17 protein-coding genes are annotated in these 24,105 nt (G+C 63.2%); 1 reads left to right on the forward strand and 16 read right to left on the reverse strand.

From position 1 onward, the window contains the following. Positions 1–71 precede the first annotated feature (71 nt). The 16 genes from urtB to mfd all read right to left on the reverse strand — a co-directional run bounded on the left by urtB (position 72) and on the right by mfd (position 22,324). The gene (gene urtB, locus V6943_RS09135) at positions 72–1,643 is read right to left on the reverse strand and encodes an urea ABC transporter permease subunit UrtB (RefSeq protein WP_131648173.1); all 1,572 of its coding nucleotides are present in this window, start codon (positions 1,641–1,643) and stop codon (positions 72–74) included. Positions 1,644–1,851: 208 nt separating this feature from the next. Beyond that, the gene (gene urtA / locus V6943_RS09140; protein ID WP_131648174.1) at positions 1,852–3,120 is read right to left on the reverse strand and encodes an urea ABC transporter substrate-binding protein; all 1,269 of its coding nucleotides are present in this window, start codon (positions 3,118–3,120) and stop codon (positions 1,852–1,854) included. 243 nt (positions 3,121–3,363) lie between these two features. After that, complete coding sequence (locus V6943_RS09145; protein ID WP_131648175.1) at positions 3,364–3,939, reverse strand: HupE/UreJ family protein; 576 nt, start codon at positions 3,937–3,939, stop codon at positions 3,364–3,366. Positions 3,940–4,087: 148 nt separating this feature from the next. Then, positions 4,088–4,702, reverse strand: coding sequence for an urease accessory protein UreG (gene ureG, locus V6943_RS09150; RefSeq protein ID WP_131648176.1), 615 nt, complete (start codon positions 4,700–4,702; stop codon positions 4,088–4,090). Between the two features lie 53 nt (positions 4,703–4,755). After that, complete coding sequence (locus tag V6943_RS09155; RefSeq protein ID WP_131648177.1) at positions 4,756–5,433, reverse strand: urease accessory protein UreF; 678 nt, start codon at positions 5,431–5,433, stop codon at positions 4,756–4,758. Further along, positions 5,430–5,930 carry an urease accessory protein UreE gene (gene ureE, locus V6943_RS09160; RefSeq protein WP_340553292.1) on the reverse strand — a complete coding sequence of 167 codons (501 nt, stop codon included), beginning with the start codon at positions 5,928–5,930 and terminating at the stop codon, positions 5,430–5,432. The genes V6943_RS09155 and ureE overlap by 4 nt, the downstream gene beginning before the upstream one ends. A gap of 323 nt (positions 5,931–6,253) precedes the next feature. Beyond that, positions 6,254–7,720 (reverse strand): NCS1 family nucleobase:cation symporter-1, encoded by a 1,467-nt coding sequence (locus tag V6943_RS09165; RefSeq protein ID WP_340553293.1) that lies wholly within the window; start codon positions 7,718–7,720, stop codon positions 6,254–6,256. Positions 7,721–8,149: 429 nt separating this feature from the next. After that, positions 8,150–9,850 carry an urease subunit alpha gene (gene ureC, locus V6943_RS09170; RefSeq protein WP_340553294.1) on the reverse strand — a complete coding sequence of 567 codons (1,701 nt, stop codon included), beginning with the start codon at positions 9,848–9,850 and terminating at the stop codon, positions 8,150–8,152. Positions 9,851–9,943: 93 nt separating this feature from the next. Next, positions 9,944–10,249 carry an urease subunit beta gene (locus V6943_RS09175; RefSeq protein WP_131648181.1) on the reverse strand — a complete coding sequence of 102 codons (306 nt, stop codon included), beginning with the start codon at positions 10,247–10,249 and terminating at the stop codon, positions 9,944–9,946. Positions 10,250–10,348: 99 nt separating this feature from the next. Next, positions 10,349–10,651: an urease subunit gamma gene (ureA, locus tag V6943_RS09180; protein WP_131648182.1), complete on the reverse strand. Its 303-nt coding sequence runs from the start codon at positions 10,649–10,651 to the stop codon at positions 10,349–10,351. A 61-nt stretch (positions 10,652–10,712) separates the two neighbouring features. Continuing rightward, complete coding sequence (locus V6943_RS09185) at positions 10,713–11,546, reverse strand: urease accessory protein UreD (RefSeq protein ID WP_340553295.1); 834 nt, start codon at positions 11,544–11,546, stop codon at positions 10,713–10,715. 266 nt (positions 11,547–11,812) lie between these two features. Then, complete coding sequence (locus V6943_RS09190) at positions 11,813–13,516, reverse strand: ATP-dependent DNA ligase (RefSeq protein ID WP_340553296.1); 1,704 nt, start codon at positions 13,514–13,516, stop codon at positions 11,813–11,815. A gap of 79 nt (positions 13,517–13,595) precedes the next feature. Beyond that, on the reverse strand, positions 13,596–14,612 hold the full coding sequence (locus tag V6943_RS09195; RefSeq protein WP_340553297.1) for a ligase-associated DNA damage response exonuclease: 1,017 nt from the start codon (positions 14,610–14,612) through the stop codon (positions 13,596–13,598). A gap of 168 nt (positions 14,613–14,780) precedes the next feature. Further along, positions 14,781–15,326, reverse strand: coding sequence for a hypothetical protein (locus V6943_RS09200; RefSeq protein WP_131648186.1), 546 nt, complete (start codon positions 15,324–15,326; stop codon positions 14,781–14,783). A 222-nt stretch (positions 15,327–15,548) separates the two neighbouring features. Next, complete coding sequence (locus V6943_RS09205) at positions 15,549–18,830, reverse strand: DEAD/DEAH box helicase (protein ID WP_340553298.1); 3,282 nt, start codon at positions 18,828–18,830, stop codon at positions 15,549–15,551. Between the two features lie 44 nt (positions 18,831–18,874). Next, positions 18,875–22,324, reverse strand: a complete 3,450-nt coding sequence (mfd, locus tag V6943_RS09210) for a transcription-repair coupling factor (RefSeq protein ID WP_340553299.1) — start codon at positions 22,322–22,324, stop codon at positions 18,875–18,877. Positions 22,325–22,481: 157 nt separating this feature from the next. Here mfd and V6943_RS09215 point away from each other — a divergent pair, with 157 nt between their 5' ends. Continuing rightward, a complete protein-coding gene (locus tag V6943_RS09215; RefSeq protein WP_181102732.1) occupies positions 22,482–23,933 on the forward strand; it encodes a glyceraldehyde-3-phosphate dehydrogenase in 1,452 nt (483 codons plus the stop codon). Positions 23,934–24,105: the final 172 nt, after the last annotated feature.

Genomic DNA, 24,105 nt, shown 5'->3' on the forward strand with positions numbered 1-24,105 from the left:
GGATACGGACACCTTTGTGGTGTCGATCTGTAGGGGCGAATTCATTCGCCCGCGCTTCAGCGAGAGCTGGCTCAATCGATCACCCTCCCTTTCAACGCGAACAGGCCCTGCGGGCGCTTTTGGATAAACAGGATGATCAGCGCGAGGATCAGGATCTTGCCCAGCACGGCGCCGATCTGCGGCTCGAGAATCTTGTTGGCGATACCCAGCCCAAAGGCGGCAAAGATGCTGCCGGCGAGTTGACCCACGCCGCCGAGAACCACGACAAGGAAGGAGTCGATGATGTAGCCCTGACCCAGGTCCGGGCCGACGTTGCCGATCTGGCTCAGCGCCACGCCGCCGAGCCCGGCGATGCCGGAGCCCAGCCCGAAGGCCATCATGTCGATGCGCCCGGTGGGCACGCCGCAGCAGGCGGCCATGTTGCGATTCTGCGTCACGGCGCGCACGTTCAGGCCGAGGCGGGTCTTGTTCAGCAACAGCCAGGTCAGCAGCACCACGAACAGCGCGAAGGCGATGATCACCATGCGGTTGTAGGGCAGCACCAGATTCGGCAGCACTTGGAGCCCGCCAGACAGCCAGCCGGGATTGGCGACCTCCACGTTCTGCGCGCCGAACAGCACGCGCACCAGCTGAATCAGGATCAGGCTGATACCCCAGGTTGCGAGCAGGGTTTCCAGCGGACGGCCATAGAGGTGACGGATCACGGTGCGCTCCAGCGCCATGCCGACCGCGGCGGTGACGAAGAAGGCCACCGGCAGCGCCACCAGCGGATAAAACGCCAATGCTTCCGGCGTGAGTCGGGCCATCAGTACCTGCACCATGTAAGTGGAGTAGGCACCGAGCATCAGCATCTCGCCGTGGGCCATGTTGATCACGCCGAGCAGGCCAAAGGTGATGGCGAGGCCCAGCGCAGCAAGCAAGAGAATCGAACCCAGCGACAAACCGCTGAAGGCCTGGCCGAGCAGTTCGCCGATCAGCAGCTTGCGTTTGACCTGCGCCAGACTGGTCTCGGCGGCCTTGCGCACGCCGGGGTTGGTTTCGGCTTCATCGGCCAGTAGGTTTTCCAGGCGAACCCGGGCCAGCGGCGCGCCTGTTTCGCCAAGCAGGCGGACGGCAGCCAGGCGTACGGCGGGGTCTGTAGCGCTCAGCTGCAGATTGGCCAGGGTCAGGGTGAGGGCTTCGCGCACGGCCGGGTCGTCTTCGGCTTCGAGGCGCTGTTGCAGGAGCGGCAGCTGTTCCGGCTGGCCGCTGCGCTGTAGGCGCTTGGCAGCGCTGAGGCGTTGCGAGGGATCGTCGGAAAACAGCTTGTGGCTGGCGAGTGCGGTGTTGAGCAAGCCGCGCAAACGGTTGTTCAGGCGCAGCTTCTTCGGCGTGCCGACTGGCGCGGCGTCGCCTTCGAGGGCGCGGTAGTCACCGTTCTCCTCGATAAAAGGCGTCTTGTTCTTGTCGATCACCACGCGGCTGGCGCGCAGGGCTTCGATCAGCTCCAAACGCTCGGGTATGGGCGCGACGGCCCAGCTTTTCAGCAGCTTGGCCTGTTTGGCCGGGCTGGCCTTGGCGTAATCGGCTGCGTCTCCGGCGTGCGCTGCCCAGGGCAGGGCCAGCAGGAGCAGTAGAGTAATTCGATACAGGGCAGTGTTCATCTATGCATTTCCCAGGGGCGCTACGTGCTCTCTTGACGGAGCTGGCGGCTGTCGTAGGTGAATGAGCTGCAGTGTCGTAGGGTGGGCTTCAGCCCACCGATGACGTTACTGGTGGGCTGAAGCCCACCCTACGGACTGTGCGACATCTGCTGGTGGGCTGAAGCGGAGCGCCGCCCGGCCCACCCTACAAAAGCCGTATGGGCGCCAATCAGTTCGACTTCACCGCGTAGTCCGGCTTCTTGTCGTTACCGGGGATGTACGGGCTCCACGGCTGAGCGCGGAGCGGGCTTTCGGTCTCCCAGACCACCGAGAACTGCCCATCATCTTGGACTTCGCCGATCATCACCGGCTTGTGCAGGTGATGGTTCTTCTCGTCCATGGTCAGGGTGTAGCCGCTCGGTGCTTCGAAGGTCTGGCCGGCTAGCGCGTCGCGCACCTTGCCGACGTCGGTGGTGCCGGCTTTCTCGACCGCCTGCGCCCACATATGAATGCCCACGTAGGTGGCTTCCATCGGGTCGTTGGTCACGGCCTTGTCTGCGCCCGGCAGGCCTTTTTCCTTGGCGTAGGCCTTCCACTTGCTGACGAACTGCTCGTTGACCGGATTCTCCACCGACTGGAAGTAGTTCCAGGCGGCCAGGTGACCGACCAGCGGCTTGGTGTCGATGCCGCGCAGTTCTTCTTCGCCGACCGAGAAGGCTACGACCGGAACGTCGGTGGCTTCCAGGCCCTGGTTGGCCAGTTCCTTGTAGAAGGGCACGTTGGAGTCGCCGTTGATGGTCGATACCACGGCGGTCTTGCCGCCTGCGGAGAACTTCTTGATGTTGGCGACGATGGTCTGGTAATCGCTGTGGCCGAAGGGTGTGTAAACCTCTTCGATGCTCGATTCCGGCACGCCCTTGCTGATCAGGAAGGCGCGCAGAATCTTGTTGGTGGTCCGCGGGTAGACGTAGTCGGTGCCCAGCAGGAAGAAACGTTCGGCGCTGCCGCCGTCCTCGCTCATCAGATACTCGACCGCCGGAATGGCTTGCTGGTTTGGCGCGGCGCCGGTGTAGAAAACGTTAGGCGAGAGCTCTTCGCCTTCGTACTGAACGGGGTAGAACAGCAGACCGTCGAGTTCTTCATAGACCGGCAGCACGGATTTGCGCGACACAGAGGTCCAGCAGCCGAAGGTCACCGCGACCTTGTCTTGGGTCAGCAACTGACGGCCCTTCTCTGCGAACAGCGGCCAGTTGGATGCGGGGTCGACCACAACCGGCTCGAGCTGCTTGCCGAGCACGCCGCCCTTGGCGTTGATCTCGTCGATGGTCATCAGTGCCATGTCTTTCAGGGATGTTTCCGAAATGGCCATGGTGCCGGACAGCGAATGCAGGATGCCGACCTTGATGGTCTCGGCGGCCTGCAGGGTGAACGGGAACAGGCCGCTGAGCATCAGGGCACTGGCGGCAAGGGTGGACTTCAGTAGGGGACGGCGTTTCATGGTGGGCGGCTCCTTGGCTGTCCATGCGCAACTATGGGTGGGTCCTTGGGGACGTGGAGCGCTATCGCAGCATCCGTGCCAGCTTTGCGGGAGCCGCCTGGGGCGGGGCTTTGCCGCCGTTTTCACCATGCGCCGCAATTGTGCGGCGCGGCGGTGTGGTGCGAAAAAGGGGCGGCGGGGATGTGATGAAGCGGTGCTTTGCACGCTCGTGGTGCGAAGGCCAGAGGCTGGTTTGCTCTTTGCTCAGCTGACCAGCAGCCAGGCGCCAGCCAGTGCCGAGGCGGCGCCAGCGACCCGGATGAGTGGGGCAGCGGCTTGCGGCAGGCTGCGCGCCAGCACGTAACCGACCGCATGCAACGCAGCCGTGGCGGCGATGAAACCGGCTGCATACCCCCAGGGGCTGGCCAGTTCCGGTAGTTCCAGGCCATGGGCCATCCCGTGGCTGAGCGCGAACAGTGCGGTCAGGCCTGCCGCGAGCGACAGCGGTGGGCGCACCGCCAGAGCAACCAGCAGGCCGAGTGCCAGGACCGAGCCTGCGATACCGGTTTCCATGAATGGCCACTGGACGCCGGCGAAGCCGAGCAGGCCGCCGATCAGCATGGTGGCGACGAAGGTCAGCGGCAGTGCCAGCCGCGCAGTGCCTTGTTGCTGCGAAGCCCACAGGCCGACGGCAAGCATTGCCAGCAGATGATCGAGACCCAAAATCGGGTGGGCGATGCCGGACATCACGCCGGCATGGTCATGCCCCGGATGGGCGAAGGCCAGTGCTGGGCTGAGCAGTAAGGCGGAAGCGAAGAAGAATGTTCTGTGCAGGTTCATGCGATTACCTCTGGTTGTGTATGGCGGTCTCGAATCGTCGAGGTCTGATGCGGTTTGCCGATGAGCCCGCTTGCTCAGGGGTGTTTTCCGCGTGGCCTTAGGGCAGTACGCGAGCAGGGACTCGGCGCTCCTGCGGGGATGTGTCCGGTCAGACGCTGGCAAGCATGCCCTGTCGTTCGATGAAGGCGATGATCTCGTCCAGACCCTGGCCAACCTTCTGGTTGCTAAAGACGAAGGGCTTGTCGCCGCGCATCTTGCGCGTGTCGCGGTCCATGACCTCCAGCGAGGCGCCGACCATCGGCGCCAGGTCGATCTTGTTGATCACCAGCAGGTCGGACTTGCAGATGCCTGGCCCGCCCTTGCGCGGCAGCTTGTCGCCGGCCGACACGTCGATCACATAAATCGTCAGGTCCGACAGTTCGGGGCTGAAGGTGGCCGACAGGTTGTCGCCGCCGGATTCCACGATGATCAGATCCAGCCCCGGAAAGCGCCGGTTGAGCTGCTCGACGGCCTCGAGGTTGATCGAAGCATCCTCGCGGATCGCCGTGTGCGGGCAGCCGCCGGTTTCCACGCCGATGATGCGTTCCGGCGCGAGGGCTTCGTTGCGCACCAGAAACTGGGCGTCTTCCTGGGTATAGATGTCGTTGGTGACCACGGCCAAGTTGTAGCGCTCGCGCAGGGCCAAGCACAGGGCGAGGGTCAGCGCGGTCTTGCCGGAGCCGACCGGGCCGCCGATGCCGACCCGCAAGGGTTGGGTGTTCATGGTGATTTCCTCTGTTGCGGTAATGGGATGACTGCGTGCCGATGCTGTAGCGCTCATGAGCGAAACAGACGGCTGTACTGGCGCTCATGGGCCATGCTCGCCAGCGCCAGGCCGAAGGGGGCGCTGCCCCAGTGCTTGGGATCGATCTCGCGCGCGGCGAGCTGGGCCTGCTCTAGCGCTGGCAGCAACTCGGAAGTCAGCCGTTGGGCAGCCTGTTGGCCCAGCGGCAGGGTTTTCATCAACACCGCCAATTGGTTTTCCAGCCAGCCCCAGAGCCAGGCGCTGAGCGCATCTTCGGGCGATATGCCCCAGGCACGTGCGGCCAGCGCCCAGCCCAGGGCAAGGCCGGGTTCGTCGATGCGTGCAAACAGGACGCGGGCAGGTTCGTCCAGTTCCGGCAGGTTGCTCAGCAGTTGCTTGAGCGAGTAGCCCATTTGCCGGCTTTCCAAGCGCAGCTCCCGGGTTTCGCGGCTGGCGCGATGACGTGCGGCCAGGCGCTCCAGTTCGCACCAGTCTTCGGCGGCGGCTGCCTCGCAATGGGCTAGCAGCAGCGGCATTTCGAAGCGCGCCAGATTGAGCTGCATCTGGTCGCCGAGCCAGCATCGGGCACTGGCCTCGTCCTGTACCAATCCTTGCTCCACTGCCATTTCCAGGCCCTGCGAATAGCTGTAGCCGCCGATCGGCAGCTGGGGGCTGGCCAACCGCAGCAGCGCGAACGCAGCCGGATTCACCTGCGCGCGCCGAACTGGTGCAGCCGCGGCGCGTAACTGAATTCGGCTTCGCCAGCGTGGGAATGATGGTGGCCGCCGCCGTAGGCGCCGTGTTCCGGCTGGAAGGGCGCTTCGATGGGTTCGACGCTGGCGCCCAGTTGCAGCAGCATGTCCTTGAGCACGTAGTCGTCGAGCAAGCGCAGCCAGCCATCTCCGACTTGAAGGGCTACATGGCGATTGCCCAGGTGGTAGGCAGCCCGGGTCAGTTCGAAGCTGCTGGCGCAGGTTACGTGGAGCAGCTGTTCGGCGCGGGCACGCACGATGACGATGCGGCCGTCCTGGGCCTGCAGGCATTCACCGTCATGCAGTGGCGGCTGGCCGCGCTCCAGAAACAGCCCAACGTCCTCGCCATCGGTGGTAAAGCAGCGCAGCCGCGATTTGCTGCGAGCCTCGTAGGTGAGTTCCAGCTCGGCGTCGCCGTTGGCCTGCGTGGTGGTGCGTCTATGGATGACCAGCATGGTGCAGTTCCGCTTGTGTGATGACCAAGCAGAGCAAGGCCCTTGCCAACTTCCTAATTGACGTGTCGTGCGGGCTGCGGTGGCCGGTGTGCCTGAAAATGGAGCTTGATCTGTGTCGTCGTGGTGCGCTGAAGAGCTTCGCGCATCACATTGGTGCGCTGCCGTTGCGGCAGTAAGGACCATCACTTGCGATTGCGTAGTGATTAATGCTGATCGCGAAGATGTGACCGAGCCGTGCGGAGGCGCGCTTAGCGAATCGGCTGTCGGGGGGATGCAACCGAACGAACCGATTTTTGTGATCGGTCCGTTCGGATCCGCTCCCTTTACGGCGTCACAGCGGGTGCTACACCTGAAGCCACTGGGTGTTTACGCATCAGCAGGTAATGCACAAATCCTCCAAATAGCGCGCCGAGCAACCATGCGAAGCCCGACAGGCTTTCCAGTCCTGGCGTCCATACCGATGCGACCGAAAACAGCGAGCTGATGCCGAATGCGATGATCGCCTTTCGATTCCAGCCTGCGCTGAAGTAGTAGGTCGAACCCGGTTCGGCCGAGAACAGTTCCTGCACGTTCAATTGCTGACGGCGGATCAGGTAGTAGTCAGCGACGAGGATGCCGTACAGCGGCGCCAGCACGGCGCCCAGCGTGTCGACGAATGCGGCGATACCAACGGCGCTGATGAACGATACCCAGAGTGCGCCGATGAAGAAGGCGATGACCGCGGTGATGAAACCGCCGGTGCGGGCACTGATGCGGGCGGGCGCGAGGTTGGCGATGTCGTAGGCCGGCGGGATGAAGTTGGCGACCAGATTGATGCCCACCGTGGCGACGAAGAAGGTCAGCGCCGCAATCAGGGTCAGGCCGACGTTGTCGATCCGCGCGACGATATCGGTCGGGTTGGTCAGCGTCTCGCCGAATACCACCACGGTGCCAGCAGTAATCACCAAAGCGATCATGGAGAAGATTGCAAGGCTCACCGGAAGCCCCAGGAAATTGCCGATGCGCATCTGCCGCTCGTTTTTTACGAAGCGGGCAAAGTCCCCGTAATTGATCACCACGGCCGCGAAGTAGGCCACCATGGTTCCGACCACCGCAGCAAATGCGGCTATGGGGCCGCCGGTATAGCTGCCGGTGCCGCTGAAAATGCTGCCAAGCGCGCCGACGAGACCCGGCCCGGCCTTGAAGCAGATGGCGACCATCATGGCGATCATCACGAGATAGACCAGCGGGCCAGCCCAGTTGAGAAATCGTGTGACCCAATCCACGCCGCGCACGAACAACGCCACCTGGAATACGCAGACGATCACATAGGCCATCCAGTCGATTGAGGTCAGGCCCAGCAGCGTTGCCTCCGAGCCGGGGCCCGCTAGTGTGCGAATCAGCAGCGCCACGGCGGTTGAGGCGAAGTAGGTCTGCACGCCGTACCAGAAGATCGCCACGATGCCGCGCACCACGGCTGGGAAATTTGCCCCGCGTACGCCCATGCTGGCGCGTGCCATGACCGGGAATGGGATGCCGTACTTGACGCTGGGTTTGCCGGTCAACTGCACCAGCCCCATGACGATGAACCCCGCCAGTACGATTCCCGCAAGCACCGCCCAGCCGTTCAGGCCATAGCTGATGAACAGGGTAGCGGCGAGGGTATAGCCGAACAGGCTTTGAATGTCGTTGGACCAGACGTTGAATATTTCGAACCAGCCCCATTTGCGCTGCCCGGGGGGCAAGGGCGCAAGGTCGGTGTTGTGCAGGCTGGTATCGATCCGCTTGATATTGAAATCGTCGTGGTTCATGGCGTGCGCTCTGTATGCAAGACAAGGTGGCATAGATCTATGCAGTTCTTGTTCCGCGTACGGCTCAGCCCGCGAGTATCGAGCAATGTCGACCGATTAGGCTCTTGCTTGATGATAGGAGCTTAGACCGTCCGGCACGTTTCGCTACGCGCTTTGTATACATGCGACAAATGAAGAACTGGGGCGGTCGGTCGCGAATCGCCTCTTGTAATGCACCGATAGCTCGCAAGAAAACCGCGCGATGCCCTGGTGGTGTTGAAGTGGGATTCTCTCGGCGTGGCGTGGCGTGGCGTTGAGATGAGCTGAGCTGAGCTGAGCGCCAATGGCGGGTTAAAAACCCGCCCTACGGTGTGCCGCGTCTAGCGCATATGTCGAATGTCGCCATGAGCGGTGGGCGGAAATGTTTCCGCCGTGGTGCTGCACGTTGGGTCAGAACAGGAAATACCGCTGCGCCATCGGCAATACCTCCGCGGGCTCGCACCAAAGCAGCTGGCCGTCTGCCTTCACTTGGTAGTTCTGCGGGTCGACGTCGATCTGTGGCGTGTAATCGTTATGGATCAGATTCTTCTTCTGCACCGCCCGGCACCCCTTCACCACGCCGATTTTTTTCTTCAGCCCGAGCTGCTCGGGCACGCCGGCCTCGGCTGCGGCCTGGCTGATGAAGGTGAAGCTCGATGCGTGTAGTGAGCCGCCGTAGCTGCCGAACATGGGCCGGTAGTGAACCGGCTGCGGGGTCGGGATCGAGGCGTTGGCATCGCCCATCAGGCTGGCAGCGATGACGCCGCCCTTGAGGATGAGGGTCGGTTTGACGCCGAAGAATGCCGGCCGCCAGAGCACCAGGTCGGCCCATTTGCCAGCTTCGATGGAGCCTACTTCGTGGCTGATGCCGTGGGTGATTGCCGGGTTGATGGTGTATTTGGCGATGTAGCGCCTGACACGAAAGTTGTCATTGTCCGGCCCGTCGCCCGGTAAGGCGCCGCGCTGTTTCTTCATCTTGTCGGCGGTTTGCCAGGTGCGGGTGATGACTTCGCCGACGCGGCCCATGGCCTGGCTGTCGGAGCTGATCATCGAGAAGGCGCCGAGGTCATGGAGGATGTCTTCGGCGGCGATGGTCTCGCGGCGGATGCGACTTTCGGCGAAGGCCACGTCCTCGGCGATGCTCGGGTCCAGGTGATGGCAGACCATCAGCATGTCCAGATGCTCGTCGATGGTATTGCGGGTAAACGGCCGGGTCGGGTTGGTCGAGCTGGGCAGCACGTTGGGGAAGCCGCAAGCCTTGATGATGTCCGGGGCGTGGCCGCCACCCGCGCCTTCGGTGTGGTAGGTGTGAATGGTGCGGCCCTTGAACGCGTCCAGCGTTGTCTCGACGAAGCCGGATTCATTCAGCGTGTCGGTATGGATCGCCACCTGAATGTCGTACTGGTCGGCCACGCTCAGGCAATTGTCGATGGCCGCCGGCGTGGTCCCCCAGTCTTCATGCAGCTTGAGGCCGATGGCGCCAGCCTGGATCTGTTCGATCAGCGGCTCGGGCAGCGAGACATTGCCCTTGCCGGTGAAGCCGATGTTCATCGGGAAGGCTTCGGCGGCCTGGAGCATGCGCGCCATGTGCCACGGGCCGGGTGTCACGGTGGTGGCGTAAGTGCCGGTGGCCGGGCCCGTGCCGCCGCCGATCATGGTAGTAGTGCCGCTCATGAGGGCTTCTTCGATCTGCTGCGGGCAGATGAAGTGGATATGGCTGTCGATGCCGCCCGCGGTGAGGATCAGGCCTTCACCAGCGATGACTTCGGTGGCTCCGCCGATAGCGATGGTCACGCCGGGCTGAATATCCGGGTTTCCAGCCTTGCCGATGGCGGCGATACGCCCGTCCTTGAGGCCGACGTCGGCCTTGACGATGCCCCAGTGATCGACGATCAGCGCATTGGTGATCACCGTATCGACCACGTCGGCAGCGCACAGCTGGCTCTGGCCCATGCCGTCGCGGATGACCTTGCCACCGCCGAATTTCACCTCATCGCCGTAGACGGTGAAGTCCTTTTCCACTTCGATCCACAGCTCGGTATCGGCCAGGCGCACCTTGTCGCCAATGGTGGGGCCGAACATGTCGGCGTAGGCTTGGCGGGAGATTTTCATCCTCGTTCCTCGGATTCAGGCTGCAAGCGTCAAGCTGCAAGCCTCAAGTAAAAATGAAAGCCGGACTGCTCTCTTGCAGCTTGCGGCTGCGCTCTAGAGCGCCCCCATCACCCGCCCGGCAAAACCGAACACTCGGCGATCACCGGCCAGATCGACCAGCTCTACCTCGCGGCTCTGGCCGGGCTCGAAGCGTACTGCCGTACCTGCGGGGATGTGCAAGCGCATTCCTCGCGCGGCGGCGCGGTCGAAAGTGAGGGCGTCGTTGGCTTCGAAGAAGTGATAGTGCGAGCCGATCTGGATGGGGCGGTCGCCGCTGTTGGCCACGCTCAGGGTCAGGGTGTGGCGGCCGGCATTGAGCTCAATGTCGCCGTTCTGAATTCGGTATTCGCCAGGGATCATGACAATCACTCCGTAATTTAGCGGTACGTTTGGACAGAAGTCGGAAGCGAAAGCCGCTGGGAATCGCTCTGGTTTGCAGTGTTAGATTTATGGCTGCTGTCAGGCGATCGGTTGATGGACCGTGACCAGCTTGGTGCCGTCAGGGAACGTCGCTTCTACCTGGATTTCCGGAATCATTTCCGGCACGCCTTCCATCACTTGCTCGCGGCTGAGCAGAGTGGTGCCGTAATGCATCAGCTCGGCGACCGTCCGGCCATCACGGGCGCCTTCGAGCAATGCCGCAGAAATGTAGGCCATTGCCTCCGGGTAGTTGAGCTTCACGCCGCGTGCCAGGCGGCGCTCCGCGACCAGGCCAGCGGTGAAGATCAGCAGCTTGTCTTTCTCTCTAGGGGTGAGGTCCATTGGTGCTCCATTCGTAGGGTGGATGTCTTCGTTCACATCCACCGGTTTTCGGCGGGAATCGCTACGTGCTCCAGATTCTCGGCGGTACGACCTCACGCCCCAGCAGCTCCGGGCGCAGCAGGCGCCACAGCTCGATCAGCCAGGCACGGGCGTGCAGCGCTTCGCGGGCCAGGCAGCGGCCGACGATCAGCCCCGGCAGTTGTGTCAGGTCGCCGCGAACCCGGTTCGGTAGTTCGCGGCAGCGCTCCATCAAACCCGCGTCGATTTCTCCCGTGGCGATCAGGGTGGCGAACACCGGTTGGCCATCGAAACCGATTGGCGAATCCAGCAAACTGTCACCGCCGATAACGCGCTGGCATTCGTGCCAGAGCAGTTCGCCGTCACGGCGGATATCCAGTTGCGCCTGAAAATGCCCAGCGTCGAAACGTTCGCTCGCAGCGGGGCGGCCCAGAGCGACCATGTCCCAGTAGAACAGCCTGGCGTCACCTTCCAGTTCGATAGCCGTAGACAACTCGGCCTGCGCAGCGGAGTAGACGATGGTCTCCTGCGGCAGCCATTCGAGCGTGGCGCCGGCTTCGACATGCAGTGCCAATTGCTGGAACGCCGGGGCGGCGGCGCGATACCACTTGGCTGCACCGGGACTGGTCAGCTGTGCCCAGGCGTCGGCGCCGACCGTGGCGCTGATGTCCAAGCGATCACCGCCGGCAATCCCGCCTGGTGGGTGCACGATGATGTGCTGGCAGACTTCTGGGCCTTCGGCATACAGATGCTTCTGCACCCGCAGCGGACCGCTGTGGCGTCGGTACACCGGGCGCGTCGTCTCGCCAAAACGTGCATAGCCGAGTTCCAGCTCGGCGTGCCAGTGAGGAGTAAACAGGGAAGTCAGCGCAGTCATTGCCGAAGGGTTCATCGATAGTTGAACCGTCACTCAGCAATAGTCGTGCCTTGGTAGAGCGCCAGACCGTTACGCCTTGCTCATAGCTAGGGCTCGATGCTTTGGAAACCAATGCTTGCACCGGTTTGGTGCTTGAAGCGTGCAATTTCTTTATTGCGCGCGATTGTGGTGCGGCCGAATAAATTCGGCCCTACAAGGTCGGGGGCGAGACTGCGGTTGTGCTTGTAGGGCCGAACTTGTTCGGCCATGGGGGCAGGCTAGAACGGTCATCCCAACAATTCCTTGAGCGTCTCCAGCGTATCCGCCTCATCCACTGGTTTGTCATGACGCCAGCGCAGCATCCTTGGGAAGCGCACGGCGATGCCGCTTTTGTGCCGGCTGCTGGCGGCGATGCCTTCGAAGCCCAGCTCGAACACCAGCGTCGGTGTCACGCTGCGCACTGGGCCGAACTTCTCCACGGTGGTCTTGCGCACGATGGCGTCCACCTTGCGCATCTCCTCGTCGGTCAGGCCGGAGTAGGCCTTGGCGAAGGGCACCAGCTTGCGTTCGGGATCACCCGGCTCGCCGTCCCACACGGCGAAGGTGAAATCGGTATAGAGGCTGGCGCGGCGGCCGTGGCCGCGCTGGGCGTAGATCAATACTGCATCTACCGAGTAGGGGTCGATCTTCCATTTCCACCAGAGGCCCACATCTTTTGTGCGACCGACGCCATATTGCGCGGCGCGGGCCTTGATCATCATGCCCTCGACGCCCAGGGCGCGGGAGGCCTCGCGCTGGCGGGCCAGGTCCTGCCAGTCGGCGCCCGTGACCAGTGACGACAGCATCAGCCGTGGGTTAGGGCATTGTGCGACCACCGCTTCGAGCTGCCGCCGGCGCTCGCGGTGCGGTCGTTGCCGCCAATCCTCGCCCTGCCATTCCAGCAGGTCATAGGCGAGGACGGAAACGGGCGCATCCTGCAGCACCTTGGCGGTGAGGTTCTTGCGACCAATGCGCTGCTGCAGCAGGGCGAAGGGTTGTACGCCGAACCCTTCAGGTGTGGGCGCTGCGGCATCAAGGCCCGGTAGCGCAGTGGTTGGATGCTCGGGCGGATGTTTCCAGACCAGGATCTCGCCATCGATCACCGTTCCGTCCGGTAGACAGCCGGCCAGCTCGCACAGCTCGGGAAAGCGCTCGCTGACCAGTTCCTCACCGCGCGACCAGATCCAGATCTGCCCGTCGCGCTTGACCAGCTGGGCGCGGATGCCATCCCACTTCCATTCAACGAACCAATTCTCCGGCGCGCCCAGCAGCGTGTCGAAGTCTTCCGTCGGCGCTTGCAGCGGGTGTGCGAGAAAGAACGGGTAAGGCTGGCCGCCTCGCTGGGCATGTTCGTGTTCCGATTCGTCGGCGATCAGCGCCAGATAGCCTTCGGCGCTAGGACGGTGTGACAGATCGGTGTAACCGACCAGGCGCTGCGCCACGCGTTTCGGGTCGAGATCGGCCAGCGCGGCAAGTGCTCGCGTGACCAGCAGCTTCGATACCCCGACGCGAAAAGCCCCAGTGATCAGCTTGATGCACACCATCAGGCTGATCCGATCAAGTTGTGACCAGAGCGCCGGCAAACGCTCGGCCAATATCTCGGGCGGCAGGCCCCGCAGCGGCAACAGCTTGTCCTGCATCCACACCGCCAAGCCTTCGTTCGAACTGTGCTCGGCTTCGGGCATCAGCAGCGAGATGGTCTCGGCCATGTCACCGACGGCTTGGTAGCTTTCCTCGAACAACCATTCCGGTAAACCGGACGCTTGCATGGCCGTATCGCGCAGCACGCGGGTCGGCACCAGCTGGCGCGGTCGGCCCCCGGACAGGAAGTAGACCGCCCAGGCGGCGTCGGCGGGATCTGCTTCGCGGAAGTAGTCGCGCATCGCAGCAAGCTTGGCGTTACTGGAGGTGGTCGCGTCGAGGCGGCTGTAAAGGGTGGCAAAGGCTTTCATTTCCTACCACCGTCATGTCCCGGCGCAGTCTGTGCGTGAGCAAGCTCGCTCTTACAATTCCGCGAGGTTGAGCGCCGGATCATTCGGCCTCCTGTGTGGCTGCGTCGTCCTCTTCGCCGTATTCGGTCTCGAAGGCTTGGGCGTCGAGGCCGCGCATCTCTCGCAGGTAGCGCACCAGTACCGGCACCGAGCCGTGGGTCACCATGACTCGCTCCGCGCCGGTCTGTTCGATGGCCCATAGCAAACCGGGCCAGTCGGCATGGTCGGAGAGCACGAAGCCACGGTCGACGCCACGACGCCGACGGGTGCCGCGCAGCATCATCCAGCCGCTGGCGAAGGCATCGGCATAGTCGCCGAAGCGGCGCATCCAGATGCTACCGCCGGCCGAAGGCGGGGCCAAGATGATTGCCTGTCTCAGGCGTGGATCGCCTTTCTTCAGGTCGCCGGCGTACAGCGTTGGCGGCAGATACACGCCGGCGTCGCGATAGACCCGGTTCAGTGGCTCGACCGCGCCATGCACCACCACGCTGCCGATACTTTCATCGAGGCCATGGAGAATCCGTTGCGCCTTGCCGAAGGCGTAACAGAACAACACGCTGGCGCGCCCAGCGGCGGCATTGGCGCGCCACCAGTCGTTGATGCCGCGAAACACTTCGGTTTGCGCGGGCCAGCGATAGATGGGCAGGCCGAAGGTGGATTCGGTGATGAAGGTATGACAGCGCACCGGCTCGAAGGGCGCGCAGGTGCCGTCCGGTTCTACCTTGTAGTCGCCCGAGGCGACCCAAACTTCGCCGCGGTATTCCAGGCGAATCTGTGCCGAGCCGAGCACATGGCCGGCGGGATGGAAGCTGAGCGTTACGCCGTGATGGTTGATGGTTTCGCCGTAGCCCAGCGTCTGCAGTGGCATGTCGGCGGCGATACGCGAGCGCAGGATGCCTTCGCTGTCGCTGGAAGCCAGGTAGTGACCCATGCCCCAGCGCGCATGATCGCCGTGGGCGTGGGTGATGACGGCGCGTTCAACGGGACGCCAGGGATCGATGTAGAAATCACCGGGAGGGCAGTAGAGGCCTTCGGGGCGGGCGACGACTAGGTCCATGAGTACAGGCACTGTGAGGGCTTGTAGTCTTGGAGCCTGCCGGAGCGGCGGGAGTTCGGCTGGCTGGTGGAGTAGGGTGGGCCGGGCGGCGTTCCGCGTCAGCCCACCAATTCTCCCAGCCAGCACCTGGTGGGCTGAAACGCAGCGCAGCCCGTCCGATGTGGCGCGTTACTCCACCAACTTCAGATGCGAGGTATCTGGAACGGGGGCATCGCTGGCGCGGCGGCGCTCGCTCATGTCACTGCCCACCGGGGCCAGGCTGAACTGCGATAGATTCAGTGTCGGCGGAGGGGTTGTAGGGCGGGCATCCTGCAGATCGACGCCGACCGGCGCGATACCGAAATCCGGGGCCTCGACATCGACGAAAGCAGCCATGTATTCATCGCGAGGTGCGACCTTCAGCGGCTTAGGCGCGGTCGTGGATGCCTGCGGTGCGGGCGGCTCCTCGGCAGGCGGCGGTGCCAGTTCGATTTCCTCGACGGCGACCGGCATCGGCCTGACTTCGACCTGCGCGCCGGCGCGCTCCAAAGCCTGGCGATACTTCTCCACGGCGGCGAAATCCAGGTTCTGCTTGATGACCATGCGCCGCCCGGAAAACAACTGCGCGATGCGCTGGGCGTCGGCCTGGAACAACTTGCTCAGGTTGGCTTCGACCTGCTCGAGCCGTGCGCCGGGGAGCAACTGGCCGGAAAACGCGATTTCATAGAGGCTCATCGGCATGTCCTTGTCTGGTTCGATGGCGGTTTGCAGTTAGTGGTGAAAGCTTGGACTAAAAGCAGGTCGTCATCCAGCTTGGGTGTGAAGGGAATATTGATGTGTGCTGCCCCTCTCGCAATGGCCGATCTGCTGCATCCACGCAGCCGTCTCCGGTGACGGAGACGGCTCTGGGGTCGATGCCCATCGGAAGTCGCAGTCCAACGGCTTGGCTTCCTGCTTTCACCTTTCCAACGGTGCCAGCAGCGCCTCGATATCGCTTTCCTGTAGCGTCCAGTCGGCTTCGCCGCTGCCTTGCAGTACGCCGGCCGCCAACTCGGCCTTGCGGGCCTGCAGTTGCTGGATCTTCTCTTCCACCGTGCCGCGGGCGATGAGTTTGTAGACGAACACGGGCTTGTCCTGGCCGATGCGGTAGGCGCGGTCGGTGGCCTGGTTTTCGACGGCCGGGTTCCACCAGGGATCGTAATGGATCACGGTATCGGCGGCGGTGAGGTTGAGCCCGGTGCCGCCGGCCTTGAGACTGATCAGGAACACCGGCACCTCGCCGTTCTGGAAGCGCTGCACAGGGGTGCGACGGTCGCGGGTGTCGCCGGTGATCTGCACGTAATCGATGCCGCGCTGCTGCAGGCTTTCCTCGATCAGCGCGAGCATCGATGTGAACTGCGAAAACAGCAGCACGCGGCGGCCTTCTGCGAGCAGTTCCTGGAGCATCTCCATCAGACTGTCCAGCTTGCCTGAGCTGCCGCCGCGAACCGCGCGCGCCGTATCACCCTTGACCAGGCGCAGGTCGCAGCAGACCTGGCGTAGCTTGAGCAGGGCGTCGAGAACGATGATCTGGCTGCGCGCCAGCCCCTTGCGGTCGATCTCGTCGCGTACCTTGCGATCCATGGCCAGCCGCACCGTCTCGTAGAGGTCGCGTTGCGCCGGGGTCAGCTCTACCCAATGCAATATCTCGGTCTTGGGCGGCAGCTCGTGCGCCACCTCCTCCTTGTGCCGGCGCAGCAGGAAGGGGCGGATGCGGCCGATCAGGTGTTGCAGCCGCACGGGGTCGCCGTGTTTCTCGATGGGTGTGCGATAGGTACGGTTGAATTCCTTGGCGTTGCCCAGCCAGCCGGGCATGAGGAAGTGGAACAGCGACCAAAGCTCGCTGAGGTTGTTTTCCAGTGGGGTGCCGCTCAGGCATAGGCGTTGTCGCGCCTGCAGCTGGCCAGCGGCCTGGGCGGCCTTGCTGCCGGCGTTCTTGATGTTCTGCGCCTCGTCCAAGACCAGCACATGCAGCGGCTGTTCGGCCAGGCGCTCGACGTCCCGGGGTAGCAGCGCGTAGGTGGTCAGCAGCAGGTCGTAATCGGCCAGTTCGCCGAAGTGTTTTTGCCGGGCCGGGCCGTGCAGGGTGAGCACCCGAAGGTCGGGTGCGAAGCGCGCCGCCTCGTCCTGCCAGTTTGGAATCAGGCTGGTGGGCATCACCACAAGAGCGGGGCGGTCGAGGCGGCCGGCTTGTTTTTCCATAAGCAGATGGGCCAGGGTCTGCAGGGTTTTGCCCAGACCCATGTCGTCGCCAAGAATGCCGCCTACCTCCAATTCGCGCAGCGTCTGCATCCAGCACAATCCCTGTAGCTGATAGGGTCGCAGCTCGGCGTTCAGTCCTGCGGGCGGTGGGCAGGGGCGCTGGCGGTAGTCGCGCAGGCGCTGAGCGAAATCGCGCAGGCGTTCGCCGCCGTGCCACTCCATCGGGAGCGCGTCGAGCTGGGCCAGACGCGCGGCGTCGGCCTGGTCCAAGCGCAGGCTGTCGCTCATGGCCAAGGGCTGTTGCAGATACAGATCGCCGAGGGTCGCGAGAATCGGTTTGAGCCGACCGAAGGGCAGCAACACTTGAAGTGGATGACCGTCGTCGCGGCGCGCGAGGGTGATGCGCAGCATCTCATCATCGCGACGCTGGGCCAGTTGTTCCGGGGCCAGCAGCGCCGGCGTCTTGCGGATCACATCCAACAGCACCGGCAGCAGGCTGATGCGTTCGCCTTCGACGACGATGCCCAGTTCCAGCTCGAACCAGCTGTGTTCCGGCGATTCATCGACCTCGGCGTACCATTGCTCAACCTGCGCCAGGTCGTAGGCGAAGCCCGGCTGGATGACGATCTCCCAACCTTCGTCGCGCAGCTGCGACAGGTGCTGCTGAACGAACTGCAGCCAGGCGGCCTCGTTGGGCAGCTCGTACATCTCTGCCGAGTCCTTGGGCAATGCCTGACTCTGGCGCAGGGCGGGGCGCAGGCCGAATTGCAGCAGGCGCTGGCGCAGTGCCTGTTCGGCTTTGGGCTGGCGGGCAATGCTGAGGATGCCCTGGTCACCGACCTGGCGTATGCGTTCGTCAGCCTTGCTCTTTCCATGGGCCGCCGTGCGGTCATAGACGAAGCTGAGGCCGGCGCGGTGCTGCTGTTCATTGACCATGCGCCCGCTGCCGGGGTGGTAGTTCATGAACTGATGGCTACCCAGCGCCAGGCGTGGTCGGGGCGACAGGTCGTCGATACGTTTTTCCTGCGGTTTGCTCGGTGCGGGTAGCTTGGGGGCGATATCGTTCAGCGAGAGGCTGAATAATGTGGCCTGCGCGGCAGGCACTTCGGGCAGCTTGAGCAGATGCCGGGCCAGCGCATCGCCGAGGCCGTGAGCGATCACACCCAACTCGTTCTTCGCCTCGTCCAGGTAGTAGAGCGGGTCGATGGCTTCGATCAATTCGACATCCTCCGGAACGAGGCTGGCGTATAGGGTTCCGTTGCGATTGGTGCGCCATTGCAGCTGTGCCTCGCGGCAGAGGCCAGGTTGCAAGGCGGGCCGGTCGAAACTCAAGAAGGCGCGCCCGCTTTCAAGCACGAGCCGCAGCACCTCGCCGCCATTCGGGCCTTCCAGCTGGAACGTGTTGCTGCCGCCTGCGCACAGGTTCAGCAGGGCGGCGATGCGCAAATCGATCGGCAGCATGAAGCGTGGTTGCCGGAAGCTCGCCTCGCGCATTGCGAAATAGAGCTGAGGAGTGCTGAAGCTGCCATCCTTGAGTTGCCGCACTTTATATACGGTGACGGTGAGATCTGGTTCGAGCAGATAGTGCAGGCAGTGCTGCGCTGGCGCCGTCGGTACCTCGCTGAGGGCCTGAGGCAGGTGTGAAAGCCAGGCTTGCAGCGCGCCGTGCAAACCGTCTTGGGAATCGCTCACTGGAGCGGTGGATCGTGGCTGTTGCTGTTGTCGCTCCAGCTCATACAGCACGGCCGCCGCGTGTTTGCAGGCCCAGCCCACCGGACAGGTGCAGAGGCAGTGCAGCTCGCCGCGCGGGCCGAGGGTCAGGGTTTGCCGGTAGCTATTACTCCCCGAGCCCTGGCAACTCGCCGCGACCCGCTGCGCCGACTGCTCGATGATCCGCACCCGTCCTTCGGCGGCGTATTGCTCACCACGGCTCAAGGCCAGTGGTGAGAAATAGGTCGTCCAGGGTTCGGGAAGGTGATCGAAAAAAGTCTCGGACATGGCTCAGGTGCAAGGAGGGATAGTCGGCACAACGGCGAATGGTCTCACTGACCAGCCGCCGGTGTCAGACGTTCGAGCAGGGCTTCCAGCGTATTGAAACGTTCTTCCGGTCGTTCCATGGGCACCTGGAATTTGAACACCGTCGCGCCTTCGAACTTGTAGCGCTTGGGCTGCGTCTGGATCAGTTTGATCAGCGCCATCGGATCGACCGGTGTATCGGCGGCGAATTCGATGCGTCCGCCCTGGGGCCCAGCGTCGATCTTGGTGATGCCGAGCTTTTCGGCCTGCAGCTTGAGCAGCGTCAGGCGGATCAGGTGCTTGGCCGGGTCCGGCAGCAGGCCGAAGCGATCGATCATCTCCACCTGCAGCTCGTTCAGGCCGTCCTCGTCGGCGGCGTTGGCGATGCGCTTGTAGAGGATCAGGCGCGCATGCACGTCCGGCAGGTAGTCCTCGGGGATCAGCGACGGGATGCGCAGGTTGATCTCCGGACCGCCGCCCAGTGGCTGGTCCAGGTTCGGCTGTTCGCCCTTCTGGATGGCCTTGACCGCGCGTTCCAGCATTTCCATATAGAGGGTGAAACCCACCGCCTGGATCTGCCCGCTCTGGCCGTCGCCGAGCAGCTCGCCGGCGCCGCGGATTTCCAAGTCGTGGGTGGCCAGCACGAAACCGGCGCCCAAGTCCTGGGCATTGGCGATGGCTTCCAAGCGCTTTTCCGCGTCTGGCGTCATCTGCTTGCGTGGCGGGGTGAGCAGATAGGCGTAGGCCTGGTGGTGACTACGCCCGACGCGGCCACGCAGCTGGTGCAGCTGGGCCAGGCCGAACTTGTCGGCACGCTCGATGATGATGGTGTTGGCGCTGGGCACGTCGATGCCGGTCTCGATGATCGTCGAGGCTACCAGCACGTTGAAGCGCTTATGGTAGAAGTCGCCCATCACCTGTTCCAGCTCGCGCTCGCGCATCTGCCCGTGGCCGATGCCGATGCGCGCCTCGGGCACCAGTTCGGCAAGGTCCGCGGCGCATTTCTCGATGGTCTTCACATCGTTGTGCAGGTAGTAGACCTGACCACCGCGCAGCAGCTCGCGCAGCAGGGCTTCCTTGATGGTCGGGTTGTTGGCCTCCATGACGAAGGTGCGCACCGACAACCGCCGCGCCGGCGGCGTGGCGATGATCGACAGGTCGCGCATGCCGGCGACCGCCATGTTCAGCGTGCGCGGGATCGGCGTGGCGGTGAGGGTGAGGATGTCCACCTCGCTGCGCAGCGCCTTCAGCTGTTCCTTCTGACGCACACCGAAACGGTGTTCCTCGTCGATGATCACCAGGCCCAGGTTGGTGAACTTGACGTCGTCCTGCAGCAGCTTGTGGGTGCCGATGAGGATGTCCACCTTGCCTTCGGCGAGCTGGTCCACTGCGCCCTGAATTTCCTTGGCGGATTTGAAGCGGCTCATTACCTCGACTTTCACCGGCCAGTCGGCGAAGCGGTCGCGGAAACTGTTGTAGTGCTGCTGGGCGAGCAATGTAGTGGGCACCAATACGGCGACTTGGCGGCCACTGTGAACGGCAATGAATGCGGCGCGCATGGCCACTTCGGTCTTGCCGAAGCCGACGTCGCCGCAGATCAGCCGGTCCATTGGCTTGGGCGCGAGCATGTCGCTGCGCACGGCTTCGATGGCGGCCTGTTGGTCCGGCGTTTCCTCGAAGGGGAAGCCGGCGCTGAAGGTGTCGTAGTCCAGCTGCGGGTCCTGGAAGGCATAACCTTCGCGGGCGGCGCGGCGGGCGTAGATGTCGAGCAGTTCGGCAGCGACGTCGCGGACCTGCTCGGCGGCCTTGCGCTTGGCCTTCTGCCAGGTTTCCGAACCCAGCCGATGCAGCGGTGCCAGGGCGTCGTCGCTGCCGGTATAACGGGCGATCAGGTGCAGGCTAGCGACGGGCACGTAGAGCTTGGCTTCCTCGGCGTACTGCAGCTGGAGGAACTCGGCCGACTGGCCTTCGATCTCCAGGGTGATCAGGCCCTGATAGCGGCCCACGCCGTGGTCGATATGCACCACCGGTGCGCCTTCGCGCAGCTCGGTGAGGTTCTTGATGACGTTCTCGCCGGCATCGCGAGTCTTCTCCCGCCGGCGGCGCTGCATGATGCGCTGGCCGAACAGCGGGCTTTCGGCGATCAGCGCCAGCTGCGGGTGTTGCAACAGCAGGCCGTCGTCCAGCGGCGCGATACTGATCGCCAGGCGCTCCTTGCTCTGTAGGAAAGCCGGCCAGCCGTCGACTTCCTGCGGACGCAGCTTCAGGCGGGCCAGCAGTTCCAGCAGCACTTCGCGGCGCCCAGCGGATTCGGCGGTGAACAGTACACGGCCAGGGAATTCATCGAGAAAGCGCCGCAGCGCCCCCAGCGGCTCGCTGGCCTTGGCTTCAATGGCCAGCTCCGGCAGTGGACTGGCCGGGAAGCGTTCGCGGCCGATGCCGGTTTCCACATCTTCCTGGCTGGCGACTACGCGTGGCCATAGCTTCAAACGGGCGAAGCAATCCTCTACCGGCATGAACAACTCGGCAGGTGGCAGCAGAGGCCGTTCGGGATCGACGCGGCGGTCTTCGTAGCGGTTGCGTACGTCCTTCCAGAAGTTCTCGGCGGCCTGCTCGATGCCTGGCAGAGAAAACACTTGGGTGTCCTCGGGCAGGTAATCGAAGAGCGTCGAGGTTTCGTCGAAGAACAGCGGCAGGTAGTACTCGATGCCCGCCGGGGTGATGCCGGTGGACAGGTCCTGGTAGACCGGGCAGCGCCGGAAATCCACGTCGAAGCGTTCACGGAAGCGCGCGCGGAAACCGGTGACCGCTTCCTTTTTCACTGGAAACTCGCGGGCCGGCAGCAGGCGCACCGAATCCACCTTTTCGATGGAGCGTTGGTTTTCCGGGTCGAAGGTCCGCAGCGTTTCGATCTCGTCGTCGAACAGGTCGATGCGATAGGGCAGTGCGCTACCCATGGGATAGAGGTCGATCAGCGCGCCGCGCACGGCGAATTCGCCATGCTCGTACACCGTATCCACGCAGCGGTAGCCCGCCGCTTCCAGCCGCGAGCGCATCTGTTCGACGTCGAGCTTCTGGCCGACATCCAGCACAAGGCTGGAACCCAGCAGGAAGCGCTTGGGTGCGAGGCGGTGTAGCGCGGTGGTGATCGGAACTACCAGTACGCCGTGGGTCAGTTCAGGCAGCTGATAGAGCGCCGCGATGCGCTGGGAGATGATGTCCTGGTGCGGCGAGAACACATCGTAGGGCAGCGTTTCCCAGTCGGGAAAATGCAAAACCGGCAAGCTCGGCGCGAAGAACGCCAGTTCTTCCTTGAGGCGCTCGGCGCTCTGGCTGTCGGCGGTGAGAAGAAGGGTGAAGCATTCTGCGCGGCTGGCGGATTCGGCGATGGCCAGGCTTAGCGCGGCTCCGGGAAGGTTGCCCCAGGTTTGCTTGCCGCTGGCGGCAGGCATGGGCGGAAGGCGCAATACGGACACGAGTGGACGTGACTCCGGTCGAAAAATGGACCGCCCGGATTGTAACTATCCGAGCGGGACGCTGTCAGTGTTTCCGCTGCACAGATTGCCGGCGCTAGGGTGCGCCGGCATAATGTAGCCCTTTTTCTCAGCCCCTACATGTTGGAAGGAACTGCCCGTGACTCAGAAGCCCGACCAGTGTCTTGGTGAATGGATTGATCGAGAAGCCCTCGCCGAAGCGATGATTCCGCTGATTGGTCAGCTGTATCGTAACAATAACGTGGTGACTTCCATCTATGGCCGCGGGTTGATCAACCGTTCGGTCATCGCATTGCTCAAAGCGCATCGTTTCGCTCGTCACCGCCAGGCTGACGAAGCCGAACTCTGTGTCAACGAAACCCATCAGATCCTCACGACCATGAGCAGCATGGACCTGGGCGCCGCCTCGGTGGATCTGGGCAAGGTCGTCGCCAAGTTCAAGGCCGAGGGCAACGGCCGCAGCCTTGACCAGTTCGTGCGTGATGAGTTGGCTGAAGTCGCTGGCAAGCGCAATACGACTGGCGTCCATAAAGGCACCGACGTCGTGCTTTATGGCTTTGGCCGTATCGGCCGCCTGCTGGCGCGCATCTTGATCGAAAAAACCGGTGGCGGCGACGGCCTGCGTCTGCGTGCGATCGTCGTGCGCAAAGGGGCCGAGAACGACTTGGTCAAGCGCGCCAGCCTGCTGCGCCGCGATTCTGTACACGGCCCGTTCGACGGCACCATTCATATCGATGCCGAGAACAACACCATCACTGCCAACGGCAACCTGATCCAGGTGATCTACTCCAACGATCCAGCTTCGGTGGACTACACCCAGTACGGCATCGAGAACGCGTTGCTGGTGGACAACACCGGCAAGTGGCGTGACGCCGAAGGTCTCGGCCAGCATCTCAAGTGTCCTGGCGTTGCCCGCGTCGTGCTGACCGCGCCTGGCAAGGGCGAGCTGAAGAACATCGTGCATGGCATCAACCATGCCGATATCACCGAAGACGACAAGATCGTCTCCGCTGCCTCCTGTACCACCAACGCCATCGTGCCGGTGCTCAAGGCGGTCAACGACCAGTACGGCATCGTCAACGGTCACGTCGAGACCGTGCACTCTTACACCAACGACCAGAACCTGATCGACAACTTCCATAAAGGCAGTCGTCGTGGTCGTAGTGCCGCGCTGAACATGGTCATCACGGAGACCGGCGCTGCAACTGCGGCGGCCAAGGCGCTTCCGGTGCTGAAGGGCAAGCTGACTGGCAATGCTATCCGCGTTCCGACGCCGAACGTCTCTATGGCGATCCTGAATCTGAATCTGGAAAAGGCCACCAACCGCGACGAGATCAACGAATACCTGCGCCAGATGGCCATGCATTCGGATCTGCAGAAGCAGATCGACTTCGTCAATTCACAGGAAGTGGTTTCCACGGATTTCGTCGGCTCGCGCCATGCCGGCGTTGTAGATGCCGAGGCAACCATCTGTAGCGATAACCGCGTCGTGCTGTATGTCTGGTATGACAATGAATTCGGCTACAGCTGCCAGGTAGTGCGCGTCATGGAAGATATGGCAGGGGTCAATCCGCCAGCCTTCCCGCGCTGAGTCTGCGCAGATAATGAACGGGAGCTTCGGCTCCCGTTTTTCATTTTGACCGTAAACAGATTTCCGCCGTATCAAGCCATGTAGCGGCTCGCGTCAATAGTTGGTTACAAGGCGCGCTTGTCCGCAGTCAAAAAATTGAAAGCTCTTGGGTGGCCAGTCTTGGTCCGCGACC

Source organism: Pseudomonas sp. CBC3, assembly GCF_037967085.1.
Lineage (GTDB): Bacteria > Pseudomonadota > Gammaproteobacteria > Pseudomonadales > Pseudomonadaceae > Stutzerimonas.